Below are 17,827 nucleotides of genomic sequence, written 5' to 3' on the forward strand. Positions count from 1 at the left end.
TGTGTGCGTGCCATAAACGTGGCCGTGCCGAGCTGTGTGCGACCCGTTGGATAGGGTCGGCGGCGATGCACAAGACCCTGATCGTGACGAACGACTTCCCGCCCCGCCCGGGCGGTATCCAGGCGTTTCTGCACAACATGGCGCTACGGCTCGACCCCGACCGTTTCATCGTCTACGCATCCACCTGGAAGCGCAGCCGGGAGGGGATCGATGCCACGGCCGCCTTCGACGCCGAGCAGCCCTTCACCGTCGTACGCGACGCCACGACGATGCTACTGCCCACGCCGGGCGCGACCCGGCGGGCGGTCGGGCTGCTGCGGGAGCACGGCTGTACGTCGGTGTGGTTCGGGGCGGCGGCGCCGCTCGGCCTGATGGCGCCGGCCCTGCGCAAGGCGGGCGCCGAGCGACTGGTCGCCACCACCCACGGTCACGAGGCGGGATGGGCGCAGCTGCCGGCCGCACGGCAGCTGCTGCGCCGTATCGGCGAGTCCACGGACACGATCACCTACCTCGGCGAGTACACGCGCTCGCGGATCGCCACCGCCCTGACCCCTGAGGCAGCCGGGCGGATGGTGCAGCTGCCGCCGGGCGTCGACGAGAAGACCTTCCACCCGGAGTCGGGCGGCGCCGCGATCCGGGCCAGGCTCGGCCTCACCGACCGGCCGGTGGTCGTGTGCGTGTCCCGGCTGGTCCCGCGCAAGGGCCAGGACACCCTGATCCTCGCCATGCCCCGCATCCTGGCCGCCGAGCCGGAGGCAGTACTGCTGATCGTCGGCGGCGGCCCGTACGGGAAGGACCTGCAGCGGCTGGCCCATGAGACCGGCGTGGCCGACTCGGTCCGCTTCACGGGCCCGGTTCCCTGGCCCGACCTCCCGGCCCACTTCGGCGTCGGCGACGTCTTCGCCATGCCGTGCCGGACGCGCCGGGGCGGGCTGGACGTGGAGGGCCTGGGAATCGTCTACCTGGAGGCCTCGGCCACCGGCCTGCCGGTCGTGGCGGGCGACTCGGGAGGCGCCCCCGACGCGGTACTCGACGGCGAAACGGGCTGGGTGGTGCGAGGCGGCTCCGTGGAGGAGACCGCCGACCGCATCACGGTGCTTCTCGGCGATGCGGAGCTGCGCCGCCGGATGGGGGAGCGGGGCAGGCAGTGGGTCGAGGAGAAGTGGCGCTGGGACCTCCTGGCGGAGCGGCTCAAGGCCTTGCTGTAAGGCAGCGCCCCTTTCAGGGGCGCGGGGCTGTGTCGATGTGCGGCTCAGCCGCGATGGGGGTCCCCCCGCTCGAGCGAAGCCGAGAGTGGGGGAGCGACAAGCCACAAACAACCCGCACCCGCCAACAACGAATATGTGGCACCCCACTAGGCGGAACGCGAAAATCCGCCCATGCTGCGCACATGACAGCAAAACTGATACAACGTCAGCTGACGAGACGTCAAATCCTGGGCATGGTAGCCCTGCAGACGGCCGCCGCCGCCGGGCTCACCCGTATCGGTCTCCAGTCGGCCCAGGCCGCCGAGGAAGCGACCGCCGTCGACAACTCCCCGGCCATCGTGATCGGCTCCGGCTACGGCGGCGCGGTGGCCGCCCTCCGCCTCGGCCAGGCCGGCATCCGCACCCTCGTCCTCGAGATGGGCCGCCTGTGGAACACCCCCGGCCCCGACGGCAAGATCTTCTGCAACACCGCCAACCCGGACCAGCGCTCCATGTGGTTCCGCACCCGCACTGAGGCCCCGCTGGCCACCTTCCTGTGGCTGGACGTCGTCAACAAGGACATCAGCCCGTATCCCGGCGCCCTGGACCGCGTGCACTACGACAACATGTCCGTGTACGTCGGACGCGGCGTCGGCGGCGGCTCCCTGGTCAACGGCGGCATGGCGGTGACCCCGCTCCAGTCGTACTTCACCGAGCAGTTCCCGACCGTGGACGCGAGCGAGATGTACGGCACGTACTTCCCGCGGGCCCGGTCCATGCTCGGCGTCAACACCGTCGACCCCACGTGGTTCGAGTCGACCGAGTGGTACCAGTTCACCCGGACCTCCCGTAAGGCCGCGGCGAACACCGGTCTGAAGACCACCTTCGTGCCGAACGTCTACGACTTCGACTACATGCAGCGCGAGGCAGCCGGTACGGCGACCAAGTCCGCGCTCGGGCAGGAGGTCATCTACGGCAACAACTACGGCAAGCGGAGCCTCGACAAGACGTATCTGGCCTCGGCGCTCGGCACCGGGAACGTCACCATCAACACCCTGGAGAAGGTGAAGGCCATCGGCCGGGCGAGCGACGGGAGCTGGACCCTGACCGCGGACCGGATCGACAATACCGGCGCGGTCGTCGGGACCAAGCAGTACAGCTGCACGTACCTCTTCCTGGGGGGCGGCAGTCTCGGCACCACCGAGCTCCTCGTCCGGGCCCGGGACACGGGCGCCCTGCCCGCCCTCGACTCCAGCGTCGGCGCCGGCTGGGGCACCAACGGCAACACCATGCTGGGCCGCGCCAACCACATCTGGGACACCACCGGCGCCAACCAGTCGACCATGCCGGTCATGGGCATCGACGACTGGGCCAACACCGACAACCCGGTCTTCGCGGAGATCGCCCCGCTGCCCATCGGGTTCGAGACCTGGGTCAGCCTCTATCTGGCGATCACCAAGAACCCGGAGCGGGCGAGCTTCACGTACGACTCCTCGACCGGCGGGGTCAAGCTCGGCTGGAGCGCCGCGCAGAGCGCCGTCTCGGTCGCCATGGCCAAGAAGCTGTTCGACCGGATCAACGCGGCCAACGCCACGATCTACCGCTACGACCTGTTCGGATCATCGAACAAGGTCTTCGCCGACGACTTCTGCTACCACCCGCTGGGCGGCTGCGTGCTCGGCAGGGCGACCGACAACTACGGCCGGGTGAAGGGGTATTCGAAGCTGTACGTCACCGACGGCTCGCTCGTACCGGGCTCGATCGGCGTGAACCCGTTCGTCACGATCACCGCGCTCGCCGAACGGACGATGGCGCGGGTCCTCGTGGAGGACACCGCGCCATGAGCCGTCGTAGGGCTGGGGCGTACTACTTCGCGTAGATCGCCTCGATCTCGTCCGCGTAGTCCTTCGCCACCACATTGCGCTTGAGCTTCAGCGAGGGCGTCAGGTGGCCGGACTCCTCGGTGAACTGGGAGGACAGAATGCGGAACTTCCGCACCGATTCCGCCTTCGACACCGCGGCGTTGCCGTCGTCGATTGCCGACTGGATCGCGGCCTGCAGGTCCGCGTCCTCGCGCAGCGACGCCGCGGTGGAACCCGCCGGCTTGCCGTGCTCGGCGGCCCAGCGGCCCAGGAACTCGTCGTCGATGGTGACCAGGGCGCCCACGAACGGCCGCCCGTCGCCCACCACCATGCACTCCGCGACCAGGGCGTGCGCCCGGATGCGGTCCTCGATCACGGCCGGGGCGACGTTCTTGCCGCCCGCGGTGACGATGATCTCCTTCTTGCGGCCGGTGATCCTGAGGTAGCCGTCCTCGTCCAGGGTGCCGATGTCACCGGTGTGGAACCAGCCGTCGGCCAGCGCCTCCGCGGTCGCCGCCTCGTTGTTCCAGTACCCCTTGAACAGGTGCTCGCCGTGCAGCAGCACCTCGCCGTCGTCCGCGATACGGATCACCGAGCCGGGCAGCGGCTGGCCGACCGTGCCGATCTTCTGGCGGTCCCAGGGGTTGAAGGCGGTGGCGGCACAGGACTCGGTCAGGCCGTAGCCCTCCAGGACCGAGAAGCCGATGCCGCGGAAGAAGTGACCCAGGCGCTCGCCGAGCGGGGCGCCGCCGGAGATCGCGTACTCGCCGCGGCCGCCGAGCACCGCGCGCAGCTTGCTGTAGACGAGCTTGTCGAACGTCTTGTACTTGATCTTCAGGCCGAGCGACGGGCCGGACGGCGTGTCCAGCGCGCGGCTGTACGCGATCGCGGTGTCCGCCGCCTTGTCGAAGATCTTGCCCTTGCCGTCCGCCTGCGCCTTGGCGCGCGCCGAGTTGTAGACCTTCTCGAAGACGCGCGGCACACCGAGGATCAACGTCGGCCGGAACGAGGCCAGTTCGTCGGTGAGGTTCTTGATGTCCGGGACCAGGCCCAGCTTGATCGGCGCCATCATCGGCGCGATCTGCACCAGCCGGCCGAAGACGTGCGCGAGCGGCAGGAACAGCAGCACGGAGCAGTCACCCGTGCGGAACAGCGGGCGCAGCCGCTCCACGATGTTGCCGCACTCGGCGAAGAAGCTGCGGTGGGTGAGCACACAGCCCTTGGGGCGGCCGGTGGTGCCGGAGGTGTAGACGATCGTCGCCGGGTCGTCGGCCTTCGCCAGCGAGCTGCGGTCCTCGACCATCGCGTCGGTGACGTCCTTGCCGGCGTTGCCGAGCTCCTCGATCGCGCCGGCCTCGATCTGCCAGACGTGCTTGAGGGCGGGCAGCGACTCGCGCACCGACTCGACGGCGGCCGCGTGGCCGTCCAGCTCGACGACCATGGCGGTCGCGCCCGAGTCGGACAGGATCCACTGCACCTGCTCCGGCGAGCTGGTCTCGTACACCGGCACGGTGACCGCGCCCGCGCTCCAGATCGCGAAGTCCAGCAGCGTCCACTCGTAGCGGGTGCGGGACATCAGGCCGACCCGGTCGCCGGGCTGGACGCCGGAGGCGATCAGCCCCTTGGCGGCTGCGTGCACCTCGGCCAGAAAGGTGGTCGCCGTCACGTCCTGCCAGGCGCCTCCCCCAGACTCCGTCCGGGGGGACCCCCATTTCGCTCCGCTCACCTTGCGGGCGATCACGGCGACGTCCGGATGCTGCGCGGCGTTTCTGCGGACGATGTCGGTCAGATTGCCGTCCGCAGGGACCTCGTACAAAGCCGGAAGGCTGAACTCGCGCAAGACTGCTGCTCCTAATAGGGCGCCGGCGCCACGACGTTGTGTGATGCGACGGTGGGTCCAAGGCTCGGGCAGGTGCTCGGGGATTCGGTGGTTGAAAGCCTGAGCACGACTGGACTGCCCGGACGTTACCCGCCGGTATGGCTTCTTCGACAGGGGGTCCCGGCGAGATGTTCGCTGCGTCACACGGGTTGGTGTTGCTTTACGTACGGTAGTCCACCCGCTAACTGACTGGCCAGTAACGGCAGGACCGGCCGCCACTGTTCACGTTCACCCCACACGCTTACCCTTGATCGCCATGGCATCCACACCACCCGGCAACCGCAGGACACGCGTCCATGTGGTCAGCGACGTGCACGGGAACGCCCGTGACCTGGCCCGAGCCGGCGAGGGTGCCGATGCCCTGATCTGTCTGGGCGACCTGGTCCTCTTCCTCGACTACGCCGACCACTCGCGCGGGATCTTCCCCGATCTGTTCGGCGAGGAGAACACCGACCGCATCGTCGAGCTGCGCACCGCCCGCCGCTTCCAGGAGGCACGGGAGTTCGGGGCCCGGCTGTGGGGCGGCATCGGCACGGACCGGGCCGCCGCGATCGAGCAGGCGGTGCGCAAGCAGTACGCCGAGATGTTCGCGGCCTTCCCGACACCGACGTACGCCACCTACGGCAATGTCGACATGCCACCCCTTTGGCCGGAGTACGCCGGCCCGGGCACGACCGTGCTCGACGGCGAGCGCGTGGAGATCGGCGGCCGCACCTTCGGCTTCGTCGGCGGCGGCCTCAAGTCCCCGATGCGCACCCCGTACGAGATCAGCGACGAGGAGTACGCGGCGAAGATCGAGGCCGTCGGCGAGGTGGACGTGCTGTGCACCCACATCCCGCCGGAGGTCCCCGAACTCGTCTACGACACGGTGGCGCGCCGCTTCGAGCGGGGCAGCCGGGCCCTCCTGGACGCGATCCGCCGCACCCGCCCCCGGTACGCACTGTTCGGCCACGTCCACCAGCCCCTGGTGCGGCGCATGCGGATCGGGACCACGGAGTGCGTGAACGTGGGGCACTTCGCGGGGACGGGCAAGCCCTGGGCGCTTGAATGGTGAATTAGGGCCTGCCTTTCGGGCCAGGTCGGCCTCGGGAGACGGTGCTTCTCGGCCGCCTCGAGCCCCGCGACGCCGAGCTGGCCCGATAGGCAGGCCCTAACGCAGGTGGGGGTGAAGGCGGGCGCTCACGTGCGCGGTAGCCTTCACGCTGCGCGCACCGTGCGCAGGACGACCTCTTTACCGGCCCGCATCTGGAGGAGCCACGGCGATGGCGGAACACACCAGCTCGAGCATCACGATCGAGGCGGCACCGGCCGATGTCATGGCGGTGATCGCAGACTTCGCCCGCTACCCGGACTGGACCGGTGAGGTGAAGGAGGCGGAGATCCTCGAGACCGACGCCCAGGGCCGCGCCGAGCAGGTCCGCCTCGTCATGGACGCCGGCGCGATCAAGGACGACCAGGTGCTGGCGTACAGCTGGACCGGTGAGAACTCGGTCTCCTGGACCCTGGTCAAGTCGCAGATGCTGCGGGCGCTCGACGGGTCCTACCTCTTGAAGGCGGTGGGCGCGGGAGCGACCGAGGTCACCTACCAGCTGACGGTGGACGTCAAGATTCCGATGCTCGGGATGATCAAGCGGAAGGCTGAGAAGGTCATTATCGACCGGGCCTTGGCTGGGCTCAAGAAGCGGGTGGAGTCGGGGGAGAAGTAGATCTCGCCGTAGGGGTGCGGGTGTTTCGCCGGGTGCGGGTGCGGGTGCGGGTGCGTGTGGGTTGATCGCGCCCACGCGGCGGAGCCGCACATTGACAGAGCCCCGCGCCCCTATGGGGGGTTCGGTTACCGTTCAGCCTCATGCGCACCATCCTGATCACTGGCCCTGGCGGTTCAGGGCGTACGACCGTTGCCGCCGCGACCGCCCTGCGGGCAGCCGGAAACGGCACTCGCACCCTGGTCCTCAGTGCGGACCGCACAGACACACTCGGCGCGGTGCTGGGCACGACTACAGGCCCGGCGCCCGCCCGCGTCGCACCGAACCTCACCGCCTGGCGACCCGACGCCGCCGCCGGGTTCCGGGATGATCTCAGCGCCTTTCAGGAACGCGCGGCCAACGTTCTCGATCTGCTCGGGGCCTCCCGGCTGGATGCCGAGGAAGTCACCCCGCTTCCCGGTGCCGAGGAGCTGAATCTGCTGCGGGCCCTGCGGGACGCGGCTCTCGCGGAGGCTCATGACCTGCTGGTCGTCGATCTGCCGCCGACCCCGCAGGCACTCGCCCTGCTCGCCCTGCCCGAAGAGCTGCGCCGCTATCTGCGTCGGCTGCTGCCGCCGGAGCGGCAGGCGGCCCGGGCCCTGCGGCCCGTTCTCGGGCGGCTGGCCGGGGTTCCCATGCCCTCGGAGTGGCTGTACGAGACGGCCGCCCGCTGGGACACGGAACTCGGCGCCGTCGAGGCGGTCCTCGCCGACCGGAACACCGTCGTACGGCTGGTCGCCGAACCCGGGCCGGCCGGTGCCGACGCCGTGCACTCCGCCGCCCTCGCCCTCGCCCTGCGCGGACTGAGCACCGACGTCCTGGTCGCCAACCGGGTGCTGCCCGAGACGAACGGCTGGCTCGCCGGGCTGGTCGCCCAGCAGCGCAAGGTCCTGGAGGAGTGGCAGGAGCCGTACGAGGTACGGACGGTCGCCCACCTCGGCCGCGACCCGCGCGGCACGGACGACCTCGCCGCGCTCGCCGTCCCCGGCACCCTGGACGTCAACGGCACGACCTCCACCGTGGAGTGGCCCGTCACCGACCGGCTCGCTGACGACGGCGTGCTCGTCTGGCACCTCCCGCTGCCCGGCGCCATACGCGACGACCTGGACCTCATCCGGCGCGGCGACGAACTCGTCGTCGCTGCAGGCCAGTTCCGCCGTATCGTCCCGCTGCCGTCCGTGCTGCGCCGCTGCACCGTCGACGGGGCCGCGCTGCGTGAGGGCGAACTGCGCATCCGGTTCGTGCCCGACCCGGATCTGTGGCCGGAGAGGCCGTGAACCACCTACGCCCATTCGGGTAACGTCGTAGAGACGAACCGTAGTCAGGAGGTCGTCATGAGCGAAGAGCGCCCCCCGTCCGACGTCGGCAAGAACGAGGTGGTCGACGAGGTGCGGGCGACCGACGCCGACGCCTGGGCGAAGGCGTGCGCCGAGGACCTCGCGGCGGAGAAGGCCCGCCGCCGCGCCGAGTACGGCCAGCCGCCGATCTCGGCCGGTGAGGAACTGCGCAAGCTCGTCGACGCCGTCTCGGAGAAGCTGTCGTCGATCCAGTCGCCGCTGCTCGGCTCCGTCGCCGGACCGGCCGCCCAGCAGGTGGTCAAGCAGGTCGTCCAGCAGGCGAAGGCCGCGGTCGAACCCGTCATCGAACGCAATCCGGACGTCTTCGACCACCTCGCCGCCGCGGGCAACGAACTGCTCGCCGCCTACCGCTCCGCGGTCCAGGCCCAGGAACAGCGCTGGACGAGCCGTACGGCGGACCTGCACAAGGATCTGGACGAGCGCCGGGACGGCGACGAGGGCGGCACCGGTCCCGGGCAACGCATCGACCTGGACTGACCCCTCCCTCAGACGCCTCCCGCAGGCCTCGCCGCCCGGTTCCCGGCTGCCCGGCGATTGGACGTCGAAGCCTTGGCGAGCAGGGCCTCGGGTACGGTTGGCCGTAGCGGGGCTCGACCGAAACTGAGGGATTCATGGGACTCACCATCGGCGTCGACATCGGCGGCACCAAGATCGCGGCCGGCGTGGTCGATGAGGAAGGCAACATCCTCTCGACGCACAAGGTGCCGACCCCGGGCACGCCCGAGGCGATCGTGGACGCCATCGCCTCCGCCGTGGAGGGCGCACGCGCCGGGCACGCGATCGTGGGCGTGGGCATCGGCGCGGCCGGTTACGTCAACCGCCAGCGCTCGGAGGTCTACTTCGCGCCCAACATCGACTGGCGCAACGAGCCGCTGAAGGCCAAGGTCGAGGCCCGCGTGGGCCTGCCGGTCGTCGTGGAGAACGACGCCAACGCGGCCGCATGGGGCGAGTACAAGTTCGGCGCGGGCAAGGGCCACCGCAACGTCATCTGCATCACCCTCGGCACCGGCCTCGGCGGCGGCATCATCATCGGCAACAAGCTGCGCCGCGGGCACTACGGCGTGGCCGCCGAGTTCGGCCACATCCGCATGGTGCCGGACGGCCTGCTGTGCGGCTGCGGCTCGCAGGGCTGCTGGGAGCAGTACGCCTCCGGGCGCGCCCTCGTCAGATACGCCAAGCAGCGCGCCAACGCCACCCCCGAGAACGCCGAGATCCTGCTCGGCCTCGGTGACGGCACCCCGGACGGCATCGAGGGCAAGCACATCTCCATGGCCGCCCGCCAGGGCGACCCGGTCGCCGTCGACTCCTACCGCGAGCTCGCCCGCTGGGCCGGCGCGGGCCTCGCCGACCTGGCCTCCCTCTTCGACCCCTCCGCCTTCATCGTCGGCGGCGGCCTCTCGGACGAGGGCGAACTGGTCCTCGACCCGATCCGCAAGTCCTACAAGCGCTGGCTGGTAGGCGGCAACTGGCGCCCGGTGGCCGAGGTCATCGCCGCCCAACTGGGCAACAAGGCGGGCCTGGTCGGAGCAGCGGACCTGGCCCGGGAACCCGACCCCATCATGTGACGCCGACCTCCCGCGAGACGGCCACTGCGCTTCCGTGAGGGGCGCGGGGAACTGCGCGACCAGCCACATACAACCGGTAGTCGCTCACAAACCTCGCGCCCCGAGCCAATGGGCGTACATTGATCCACATGGAGCTGCTGCCCAACTCCCACACGGAACCCGACGGTTCGGCCGTCATCCGAGTCCTCAGCTACAACATCCGCTCCATGCGCGATGACACGGACGCCCTGGCCAGGGTGATCACCGCCTGCGCCCCCGACCTCGTCCTCATCCAGGAAGCCCCCCGCTTCTTCCGCTGGCGCAAGAAACTGGCCCGTCTCGCATCGGCCGCAGGCCAAGTCGTCCTCACCGGAGGTGCCACCGCCTCCGGCCCGGCGATCCTCTGCACGCTCCGGGCAACCGTCGAGCGCACGGAGGACGTCCTCCTCCCGCTCACCCCCGGCCTGCACCGCCGCGGCTTCGCCACCGCAGTGGTCCGCTTCGGCGGCGCCCGCCTCGGTGTGGTCAGCTACCACCTCTCCCTGCAGGCGGACGAGCGGTACGAGCAGGGCGGCATGCTGCTCGACCGGTTGGCCGGCCTCGGTGTGGAGCACGCGATCGCGGGCGGCGACCTCAACGACCGTCCCACCGGCCGCACCTTCCGCCGCCTCGCCGACGGCCTGCAGGACTGCTGGGCCACCAGCCCGTGGGGCAGCGAGTACACCTCGACGCCCGCGACCCCGTTCCAGCGCATCGACGCGATCTTCGCCACCAAGGGCATCGAGGTGCTCGGCTGCGGTGTCCCCGTCGGCCACCCCGGAGTGACGGAGACAGACCTGAGGGCGGCCACGGACCACCTTCCGGTCCTGGCCGCCCTCAAGATCCCGGCGGGCTAGACGACGGCTCCGCGCCCCGGATCCTCGTCGTCCTCGTCGTCCGTCTTCATCCGCATCACCAGCGTGGCGAAACCGCCCAGGAAGCCGCCGATGCCGAGCGTGGCCAGCCACCAGGTCATGTCCCAGCCCAGCAGGACCGCCAGCAGGAGCAGGACCGGGCCGCCGATCACACCCAGCCAGGCGAACTTCGCGGTCGCGTCGGCGGTGGGCAGCGGCGGCGGCTCAGGCGGTACGAAGTGGCCCTCGTCGTCCTCGTCGAAGTCGTTCTCGGACGGCTCGGCGGCCGTGTAGTCGCGCGGGCCGACGCCGGGTGCGAAGGAGACGGAGCCGCCCAGGGGCTTCTTCGGCTTCTCCTGCTCGGGTGCCTCGCCCGCGGAGTCGTTGTTGGTCTCCGGCTCCAGCAGCGCCAGGTCCTCGATCGACTTGAACGGCTTGGCGCCCGGTGGGTCCTTCGGCTCGTCGCCGTAGCCGGCGACGATCGCGGCCCACGCGGCATCCTCGTCGAAGGGGACGCCCTGCTCCTCCGGCTCGCGGTCCTCGCGGTCCGAGTCGTGCTCAGCCACCTGCGGCCGTCCCTTCCTTGCCGACACTGGGTGCGAGCCGGCCGATGAACGCGAGGCTCTCTTCGAAAATCCGGTCCGCATCGTGGTCCAACGTCGCCACGTGGTAGCTCTGTTCCAGCAGTATCTCCGTCACGTCCCTCGATGAGACCCGGCCGAGGATCCGCGCCGAGTCGGCAGGCGGCACGACATGGTCCTGCGGGCTGCGCAGCACCAGCAGCGGCTGCGTGACCTGCGGCAGCTCGCCGTCGACCAGCCGGAAGAAGTTCCGCAGGGAGTGCGCCGCGTGCAGCGGAACCCGGTCGTAGCCCAGCTCGGCGCTGCCCGCCTTCGCGATGTCGCTGGCGATCACCTTCGACGTGCGCACGAGATGGCGGGCCACGGGAAGGGCGTACGGGGAAAAGCCGTGCATGCGGTTCGCCGGGTTGACGACCACCACGCCGCCGACCGCCTCCCCGTGCTTCGCCGCCAGGCGCAGCGCCAGGGTGCCGCCCATGGAAAGGCCGGCCACGAACACCTCGCGGCAGCGCTCGCGCAGGGACCGCAGTTCGCGGTCCACCTCGGCGTACCAGTCCTGCCAGCCGGTGAGCTGCATGTCCTCCCAGCGGGTGCCGTGCCCGGGCAGCAGCGGCAGCGAGACCGTCAGGCCGTGCTCGGCGAGATACTCGGCCCAGGGGCGCAGCGACTGGGGGGAACCGGTGAAGCCGTGGCAGAGCAGGACGCCGACCTCCCCGCCCTCGTGGCGGTACGGCTCGGCTCCAGGAAGGACCGGCACCTTCGGTCTCCTGTTCATGAGAGTGACGTGAAGTCCAGGTGCTTCACCGTACGCGACCGCACTGACACCGACCAGGGTCGTCGGATCCTTTGACAGTGCTCCGGGTTAAGGTCTGACCGACGGAAACAGGAGGCACACGGGTGTTGTACGGCACGATGAAGGTTGCCATCGGGGGACCGCTGAAGGTCGCCTTCAGGCCATGGGTGGAAGGCCTGGAGAACATTCCGGCGGAGGGCGCCGCCATCCTGGCGAGCAATCATCTCTCCTTCTCCGACTCGTTCTTCCTGCCCGCGGTCCTCGACCGCAAGGTCACGTTCATCGCCAAGGCCGAGTACTTCACCACGCCCGGCGTGAAGGGCCGGCTGACGGCTGCCTTCTTCAAGGGCGTCGGCCAGCTCCCGGTGGACCGCTCCGGCGCGCGCGGCGCGGGCGAGGCGGCCATCAAGAGCGGCCTGGAGGTCCTGGAGCGCGGCGAGCTGTTCGGCATCTACCCCGAGGGCACGCGTTCGCCCGACGGACGCCTCTACCGGGGCAAGCCCGGTGGTCTCGCGCGCGTGGCGCTCGCCTCCGGCGCGCCGGTCATCCCGGTCGCCATGATCGACACGGAGAAGATCCAGCCGCCGGGCAAGGTCATGCCCAAGCTGATGCGCCCGGGCATCCGCATCGGCAAGCCGCTCGACTTCAGCCGCTACCAGGGCATGGAGCACGATCGCTTCGTGCTGCGCGCGGTCACCGACGAGGTCATGTACGAGATCATGAAGCTCTCCGGCCAGGAGTACGTCGACATGTACGCGACCGCGGCGAAGCGGCAGATCGCGGACGCGGCGAAGGCCGAGAAGGAACAGGCCAAGAAGGAGAAGTCCGAGGCCTAGGCTCTCGGTCGAGGGGGGTGGGGGACATGCCCAAGCGCGAGCGCGTCATGCGCATGTCGGTCGAGCAGCCGCTGTGGCGTGCGCTCACCGCGTACCGGGTGCTCACGATGCTGTACGCGGTCGGCCTGTTCGCCACCGCCTACGACGAGTACGACCACGCGGGCGTCGCCATCGCCTACTACGCCGTCCTGTTCGTGTGGACGCTCGCCACCCTGCCCCGCGTCCAGAGCGCGGCCGCCTGCACCAAGCGCTTCCTCGCGGTCGACCTCGCCATCGCGCTCACCGGCATCCTGCTCACCCCGCTCGCGGTCAACGAGCAGCACATCCAGAGCGGCGGGCCCACCCTGCCGTCGATATGGACCGCCGGCTCGGTCCTCGCGTACGCCATCAAGGGCGGCTGGCGCTGGGCCGCGTTCGCGTCGACGCCGGTCGCCGCCGCCAACCTGATCGAGCGCGGCGCCCCGGCCCGTGACACCGTCCACAACGTGATCCTGGTCTGGGTCGCCTCCATCGCCATCGGCTACGTCGTCGAGGTCGCCCGCGCCTCCGAGCGCACCCTCGCCCGGGCCCTGGAGATCGAGGCCGCGACCCGGGAGCGGGAGCGGCTCGCCCGGGACATCCACGACGGAGTGCTGCAGGTGCTGGCCATGGTGCAGCGCCGGGGCGCGGTCCTCGGCGGCGAGGCGGCCGAGCTGGGCCGGATGGCCGGAGAGCAGGAGGTCGCGCTGCGCACCCTGGTCTCCGGCGGGCTGGTCCCCGTCTCCCGGGTGTCGGAGGACGCCGCCGAGGGCGCGGTCGTACGTGCCGTGGAGGAGCCGTCGTACGACGAGGACGGTCCCGTCGATCTGCGGGCGCTGCTCGCCCCGTACGCCGCCGCGAAGGTCAGCTTCGCCGAACCCGGCGCCGCCGTGCTGCTGCCCAGAGCCGCCGCGAAGGAGCTGGCCGCGGCCGTCGGTGCCGCCCTGGACAACGTGCGCAGGCACGCCGGCGAGGACGCGCGCGCGTGGATCCTCGTCGAGGACGAGCCCGATGAGGTCGTGGTGACCGTACGGGACGACGGGCCCGGCATCCCCGAGGGTCGGCTCGCCCAGGCCGAGGGGGAGGGGCGGCTCGGTGTCGCCCTGTCGATCCGCGGCCGGCTGAGCGACCTCGGCGGCAGCGCCGAACTGATCTCGGTTCCCGGGCAGGGCACGGAGGTCGAACTGAAAGTACCGAAGGACGCGAAGGACCCACGGGGGAAGGCAGAGCGGCGATGACGGACTCGACCGACGAGCGGCAGGGCGCGATCAAGGTCATGGTGGTCGACGACCACCCCATGTGGCGCGATGCCGTCGCCCGCGACCTGGCCGAGTCCGGCTTCGACGTGGTCGCCACCGCGGGCGACGGCGACCAGGCCGTGCGCCGCGCCAAGGCCTCCGGCCCCGACGTGCTCGTCCTCGATCTGAACCTGCCGGCCAAGCCCGGCGTCCAGGTCTGCAAGGAACTCGTCGGCCACAACCCCGCGCTGCGCGTCCTCGTGCTGTCGGCCAGCGGTGAGCACGCCGACGTCCTGGAGGCCGTGAAGTCCGGCGCGACCGGCTATCTGCTGAAGTCGGCGTCCACGGACGAGCTGCTGGACGCGGTGCGCCGCACGGCCGTCGGCGACCCGGTGTTCACGCCGGGCCTGGCCGGACTGGTCCTCGGCGAGTACCGCCGTCTAGCCTCCGAGCCCGCGCCCGCCGCGGACACCGGCCAGCCGGGCGCCCCGCAGCTCACCGACCGCGAGACCGAGGTGCTGCGCCTGGTCGCCAAGGGCCTGAGCTACAAGCAGATCGCCGAACGCCTGGTCATCTCCCACCGAACGGTCCAGAACCACGTCCAGAACACCCTCGGCAAGCTCCAGCTGCACAACAGGGTGGAGCTCGTCAGGTACGCCATAGAGCGCGGACTCGACGACGAGTGAAAGCGCCACGGGAGCTTGACGGCGGGTAAACCAACCGCCCGCTGATTCACCGGAATTGCCCTTCCTGCCCATCCCTCTGTGACCTGGATCACCATTAGCGTGGCTGTCACCAGGCAACTGCGGCGAAGGGACATTTCCATGCGGGTCGGAGTACTGACCGGAGGCGGCGACTGCCCCGGACTCAACGCCGTCATCCGGGGCATCGTCCGCAAGGGCGTGCAGGAGTACGGCTACGACTTCGTCGGCTACCGGGACGGCTGGCGCGGACCGCTCGAAGGCGACAGCGTCCGCCTCGACATCCCCGCGGTGCGCGGCATCCTGCCCCGCGGCGGCACCATCCTCGGCTCCTCGCGCACCAATCCGCTCAAGCAGGAGAACGGCATCCGCCGGATCAAGGAGAACCTCGCCAAGCACGAGGTCGAGGCACTCATCGCGATCGGCGGCGAGGACACCCTCGGCGTGGCGGCGCGCCTCACCGACGAGTACGGGGTGCCCGTCGTCGGCGTACCGAAGACGATCGACAACGACCTGTCCGCCACCGACTACACGTTCGGCTTCGACACCGCGGTCGGCATCGCCACCGAGGCCATCGACCGTCTGCACACCACCGCCGAGTCCCACATGCGCGTCCTGGTCTGCGAGGTGATGGGCCGGCACGCCGGCTGGATCGCCCTGCACTCCGGCCTCGCGGGCGGCGCCAACGTCATCCTCATCCCCGAGCAGCGCTTCGACCTGGAACAGGTCTGCGCCTGGATCACCTCCCGCTTCAAGGCCTCGTACGCCCCCATCGTGGTCGTCGCCGAGGGCGCCATGCCCAAGGACGGCGACGTGGTCCTCAAGGACGAGTCGCTGGACTCCTTCGGGCACGTCCGACTGTCCGGGGTCGGCGAATGGCTCGCCAAGGAGATCGAGAAGCGCACCGGCAAGGAGGCCCGCACGACCGTCCTCGGTCACATCCAGCGCGGCGGCACCCCGAGCGCCTTCGACCGCTGGCTCGCCACCCGCTTCGGCCTGCACGCCATCGACGCCGTCCACGAGGGCGACTTCGGCAAGATGGTCGCCCTGCGCGGCACCGACATCGTCCGCGTCCCGATCGCGGAGGCGACGGCGAAGCTGAAGACGGTGGACCCGAAGCTCTACGAGGAGGTCGGGGTCTTCTTCGGCTGATCCTCGGGCGACGAGAAACGGAAGTCTGGGGGCTCCGCGCCCCCAGACGGTCACACGGTCGTGTTGCGCAGCCGGCCCGCCAACTCCCGTACGACAGCCGCACCGTTCAGCGTGAGGATCGACTCCGGGTGGAACTGCACGCCGGCGAACCCAGGGCCCCGTACGGCGTGCACTTCCCCGTTGTCCGCCCGGCTCACCTCGACCCCGTGCGCGGCCAGCTCCTGCGCCGCCTCGTCCTCGCAGCGCGCCACGAAGCTGTTGTAGAAGCCGACGGTCTCCGTCCGTCCGAACAGCTCGATCGTCGCCTGCGCCCCCTGGTACGGCACTTCCTTCCGCACGATCTCCAGCCCCAGCTCGGCCGCGATCAGCTCGTGCCCGAGGCAGACGCCGAGCACGCCGTGCCGGTGCTCACGGATGACCCGCGCCGTGAGCTCGCGCAGGAACCGCATCTTGGGGTCGTCCAGGTCGGACGGGTCACCGGGACCAGGGCCCAGCACGAGGGGCCCCTCGTGGGCGAGGACGGCTTCACCGAGGCCCGGCTCGTCGTAGCGCCGGACGGTGACCTCCAGCCCGGCCGAGCGCAGCACATGCGCGAGCATCGAGGTGAAGGTGTCCTCGCCGTCGACCACGAAGGCATGCCCGTCGAGCTCGTACGACCGCTCCTGCATCCGCAGCCAGAACGGCGCCAGCGAGGCCCGGCGCCCGTCGAGCGCGGCACGCACGCGTGGGTCGTCGGCCAGACGCACGCGCGCGTGCTCCTCGCGCGGCCGTGACGGACGTACGCCAAGCGCCGCCAGTACGCCCGCCGCCTTCGCATGCGTCTCGGCGACCTCGCTCGCCGGGTCCGAGCCGCGGACCAGGGTGGCGCCGACCGGGACGCGCAGATGTCCTTCGGGGGAGATGTCCGCCGTACGGATCAGGATGGGGGAGTCGAGGGTCTGCGCGCCGCCGGAGTCCCGGCCGAGCAGCGCGAGCGCACCCGCGTAGTAGCCGCGCCCGCCGACCTCGTGCCGCTCGATGACCCGGCAGGCGTTCTGCACCGGCGAGCCGGTGACGGTGGCCGCGAACATGGTCTCCTTCAGGACCTCGCGCACGTCCAGCGAGGACTTCCCGCGCAACTCGTACTCGGTGTGCGCGAGATGGGCCATCTCCTTCAGCCGCGGGCCGACGACGACCCCGCCCATGTCGCCGACGGTGCACATCATCTTGAGCTCCTCGTCGACGACCATCGACAGCTCCTCGATCTCCTTGCCGTCGGCGAGGAAGCCCAGCAGGTGCTCGGGCGTCGGGCCCTCGGCGGGATATCGGTACGTCCCGCTGATCGGGTTCATGACGACCGTGCCGCCGGACATCCGCACGTGCACCTCGGGACTGGCTCCGACCAGCGTCCGCCCACCCGTCTCCCGCCCCCGCCCTTCCAAGGAAGGCCCTGCGGGCCCATTTTGATCTCCGGTGTGCACGACGAACGTCCAGTACGCGCCGCGCTCGCCCTCCAGCAGCCGCCGGAACAGCGCCAGCGCGTCCGTGCGGGAGAACCCCGGGATCTCGCCCTCGTACGTCCGCCGGATCACGAAGTTGGCGCCCTCGCCCCGCCCGATCTCCTCGTGCAGCACCCGGCCGACGATCTCGCCGTAGTCCCCGTCCTCGACGTCGAAGCCGCCACCCGCCACCCGTACGTCGTGCGCCGGGAGCTGCGCGAGGGCGTCGGCGAGCGGGATCTCGTACGACTCCTCGGGGGTGAGGAAGGCCAGCGGTGTCCCGTCGTCGCGGACGTCGAAGCCGCGTTCGCGGATCTGGCGGAAGGGGACGAGCGCGAGGCCCTCGTCGGGGAGGTCGGCCAGGCGGTCGTACGCGGTGACCGGCCCGAGCAGCACCTCTACGGTGTTCTCGTCGCGGCCCGGCGCGCGGCGGCGCAGCAGGGCGAACGGTCGGGGATCGTCGAGCAGGTCGGCCAGGTGCATGAGTCCGTTTTCCTTCTCTACTGGAGAGGAACGGACCCCGGGAAACGCCGAAGGCCGCCCCTCGGGCGGCCTTCGCGAAGTC

The 17,827-nt window shown here is 70.5% G+C and carries 16 protein-coding genes; 12 read left to right on the top strand and 4 right to left on the bottom strand.

Features of this window, described 5'->3' with window-relative positions:
* Positions 1-65 precede the first annotated feature (65 nt).
* Positions 66-1,208 (top strand): glycosyltransferase family 4 protein, encoded by a 1,143-nt coding sequence (locus AB0N07_RS23585; protein ID WP_365838086.1) that lies wholly within the window; start codon positions 66-68, stop codon positions 1,206-1,208.
* A gap of 233 nt (positions 1,209-1,441) precedes the next feature.
* Positions 1,442-3,031, top strand: coding sequence for a GMC oxidoreductase (locus AB0N07_RS23590; RefSeq protein ID WP_365838088.1), 1,590 nt, complete (start codon positions 1,442-1,444; stop codon positions 3,029-3,031).
* Between the two features lie 22 nt (positions 3,032-3,053).
* Here the strand turns inward: AB0N07_RS23590 and AB0N07_RS23595 are convergent, their stop codons facing one another.
* Positions 3,054-4,889, bottom strand: coding sequence for an AMP-dependent synthetase/ligase (locus AB0N07_RS23595; RefSeq protein ID WP_365838090.1), 1,836 nt, complete (start codon positions 4,887-4,889; stop codon positions 3,054-3,056).
* A 337-nt stretch (positions 4,890-5,226) separates the two neighbouring features.
* On the opposite strand from AB0N07_RS23595, the gene AB0N07_RS23600 reads away from it, so the two are divergent.
* From AB0N07_RS23600 to AB0N07_RS23625, 6 genes are all read left to right on the top strand, one after another.
* Positions 5,227-5,982: a metallophosphoesterase gene (locus tag AB0N07_RS23600; protein WP_365838186.1), complete on the top strand. Its 756-nt coding sequence runs from the start codon at positions 5,227-5,229 to the stop codon at positions 5,980-5,982.
* 208 nt (positions 5,983-6,190) lie between these two features.
* On the top strand, positions 6,191-6,634 hold the full coding sequence (locus AB0N07_RS23605; protein WP_365838092.1) for an SRPBCC family protein: 444 nt from the start codon (positions 6,191-6,193) through the stop codon (positions 6,632-6,634).
* Between the two features lie 140 nt (positions 6,635-6,774).
* Positions 6,775-7,947 carry an ArsA-related P-loop ATPase gene (locus AB0N07_RS23610; protein WP_365838093.1) on the top strand — a complete coding sequence of 391 codons (1,173 nt, stop codon included), beginning with the start codon at positions 6,775-6,777 and terminating at the stop codon, positions 7,945-7,947.
* Positions 7,948-8,004: 57 nt separating this feature from the next.
* Complete coding sequence (locus AB0N07_RS23615) at positions 8,005-8,505, top strand: DUF5304 domain-containing protein (RefSeq protein ID WP_365838094.1); 501 nt, start codon at positions 8,005-8,007, stop codon at positions 8,503-8,505.
* A gap of 134 nt (positions 8,506-8,639) precedes the next feature.
* Positions 8,640-9,593, top strand: a complete 954-nt coding sequence (locus tag AB0N07_RS23620) for an ROK family glucokinase (RefSeq protein WP_365838095.1) — start codon at positions 8,640-8,642, stop codon at positions 9,591-9,593.
* Positions 9,594-9,721: 128 nt separating this feature from the next.
* The gene (locus AB0N07_RS23625) at positions 9,722-10,468 is read left to right on the top strand and encodes an endonuclease/exonuclease/phosphatase family protein (RefSeq protein ID WP_365838097.1); all 747 of its coding nucleotides are present in this window, start codon (positions 9,722-9,724) and stop codon (positions 10,466-10,468) included.
* Here the strand turns inward: AB0N07_RS23625 and AB0N07_RS23630 are convergent.
* Together AB0N07_RS23630 and AB0N07_RS23635 are read right to left on the bottom strand one after the other, a co-directional pair.
* On the bottom strand, positions 10,465-11,031 hold the full coding sequence (locus AB0N07_RS23630) for a hypothetical protein (RefSeq protein ID WP_365838099.1): 567 nt from the start codon (positions 11,029-11,031) through the stop codon (positions 10,465-10,467). The two genes, AB0N07_RS23625 and AB0N07_RS23630, sit on opposite strands and share 4 nt — an antisense overlap.
* Positions 11,024-11,803: an alpha/beta fold hydrolase gene (locus AB0N07_RS23635; protein WP_365838188.1), complete on the bottom strand. Its 780-nt coding sequence runs from the start codon at positions 11,801-11,803 to the stop codon at positions 11,024-11,026. The genes AB0N07_RS23630 and AB0N07_RS23635 overlap by 8 nt, the downstream gene beginning before the upstream one ends.
* Before the next feature lie 140 nt (positions 11,804-11,943).
* Between AB0N07_RS23635 and AB0N07_RS23640 the strand changes: the two genes are divergently transcribed.
* The 4 genes from AB0N07_RS23640 (at position 11,944) to AB0N07_RS23655 (ending at position 15,784) form a co-directional block, all read left to right on the top strand.
* Positions 11,944-12,675 (top strand): lysophospholipid acyltransferase family protein, encoded by a 732-nt coding sequence (locus AB0N07_RS23640; RefSeq protein WP_365838101.1) that lies wholly within the window; start codon positions 11,944-11,946, stop codon positions 12,673-12,675.
* 26 nt (positions 12,676-12,701) lie between these two features.
* A complete protein-coding gene (locus tag AB0N07_RS23645) occupies positions 12,702-13,931 on the top strand; it encodes a DUF5931 domain-containing protein (protein ID WP_365838103.1) in 1,230 nt (409 codons plus the stop codon).
* On the top strand, positions 13,928-14,617 hold the full coding sequence (locus AB0N07_RS23650; RefSeq protein WP_365838105.1) for a response regulator transcription factor: 690 nt from the start codon (positions 13,928-13,930) through the stop codon (positions 14,615-14,617). Before AB0N07_RS23645 ends, AB0N07_RS23650 begins: the two co-directional genes overlap by 4 nt.
* A 138-nt stretch (positions 14,618-14,755) precedes the next feature.
* Entirely contained in the window at positions 14,756-15,784 is a 1,029-nt protein-coding gene (locus AB0N07_RS23655; RefSeq protein ID WP_365838107.1) for a 6-phosphofructokinase, read from the top strand.
* A gap of 50 nt (positions 15,785-15,834) precedes the next feature.
* Here the strand turns inward: AB0N07_RS23655 and AB0N07_RS23660 are convergent, their stop codons facing one another.
* Complete coding sequence (locus tag AB0N07_RS23660) at positions 15,835-17,745, bottom strand: anthranilate synthase family protein (RefSeq protein WP_365838109.1); 1,911 nt, start codon at positions 17,743-17,745, stop codon at positions 15,835-15,837.
* Positions 17,746-17,827 lie beyond the last annotated feature (82 nt).

Source organism: Streptomyces sp. NPDC051172 (assembly GCF_040682555.1).
Classification (GTDB): Bacteria; Actinomycetota; Actinomycetes; order Streptomycetales; family Streptomycetaceae; genus Streptomyces.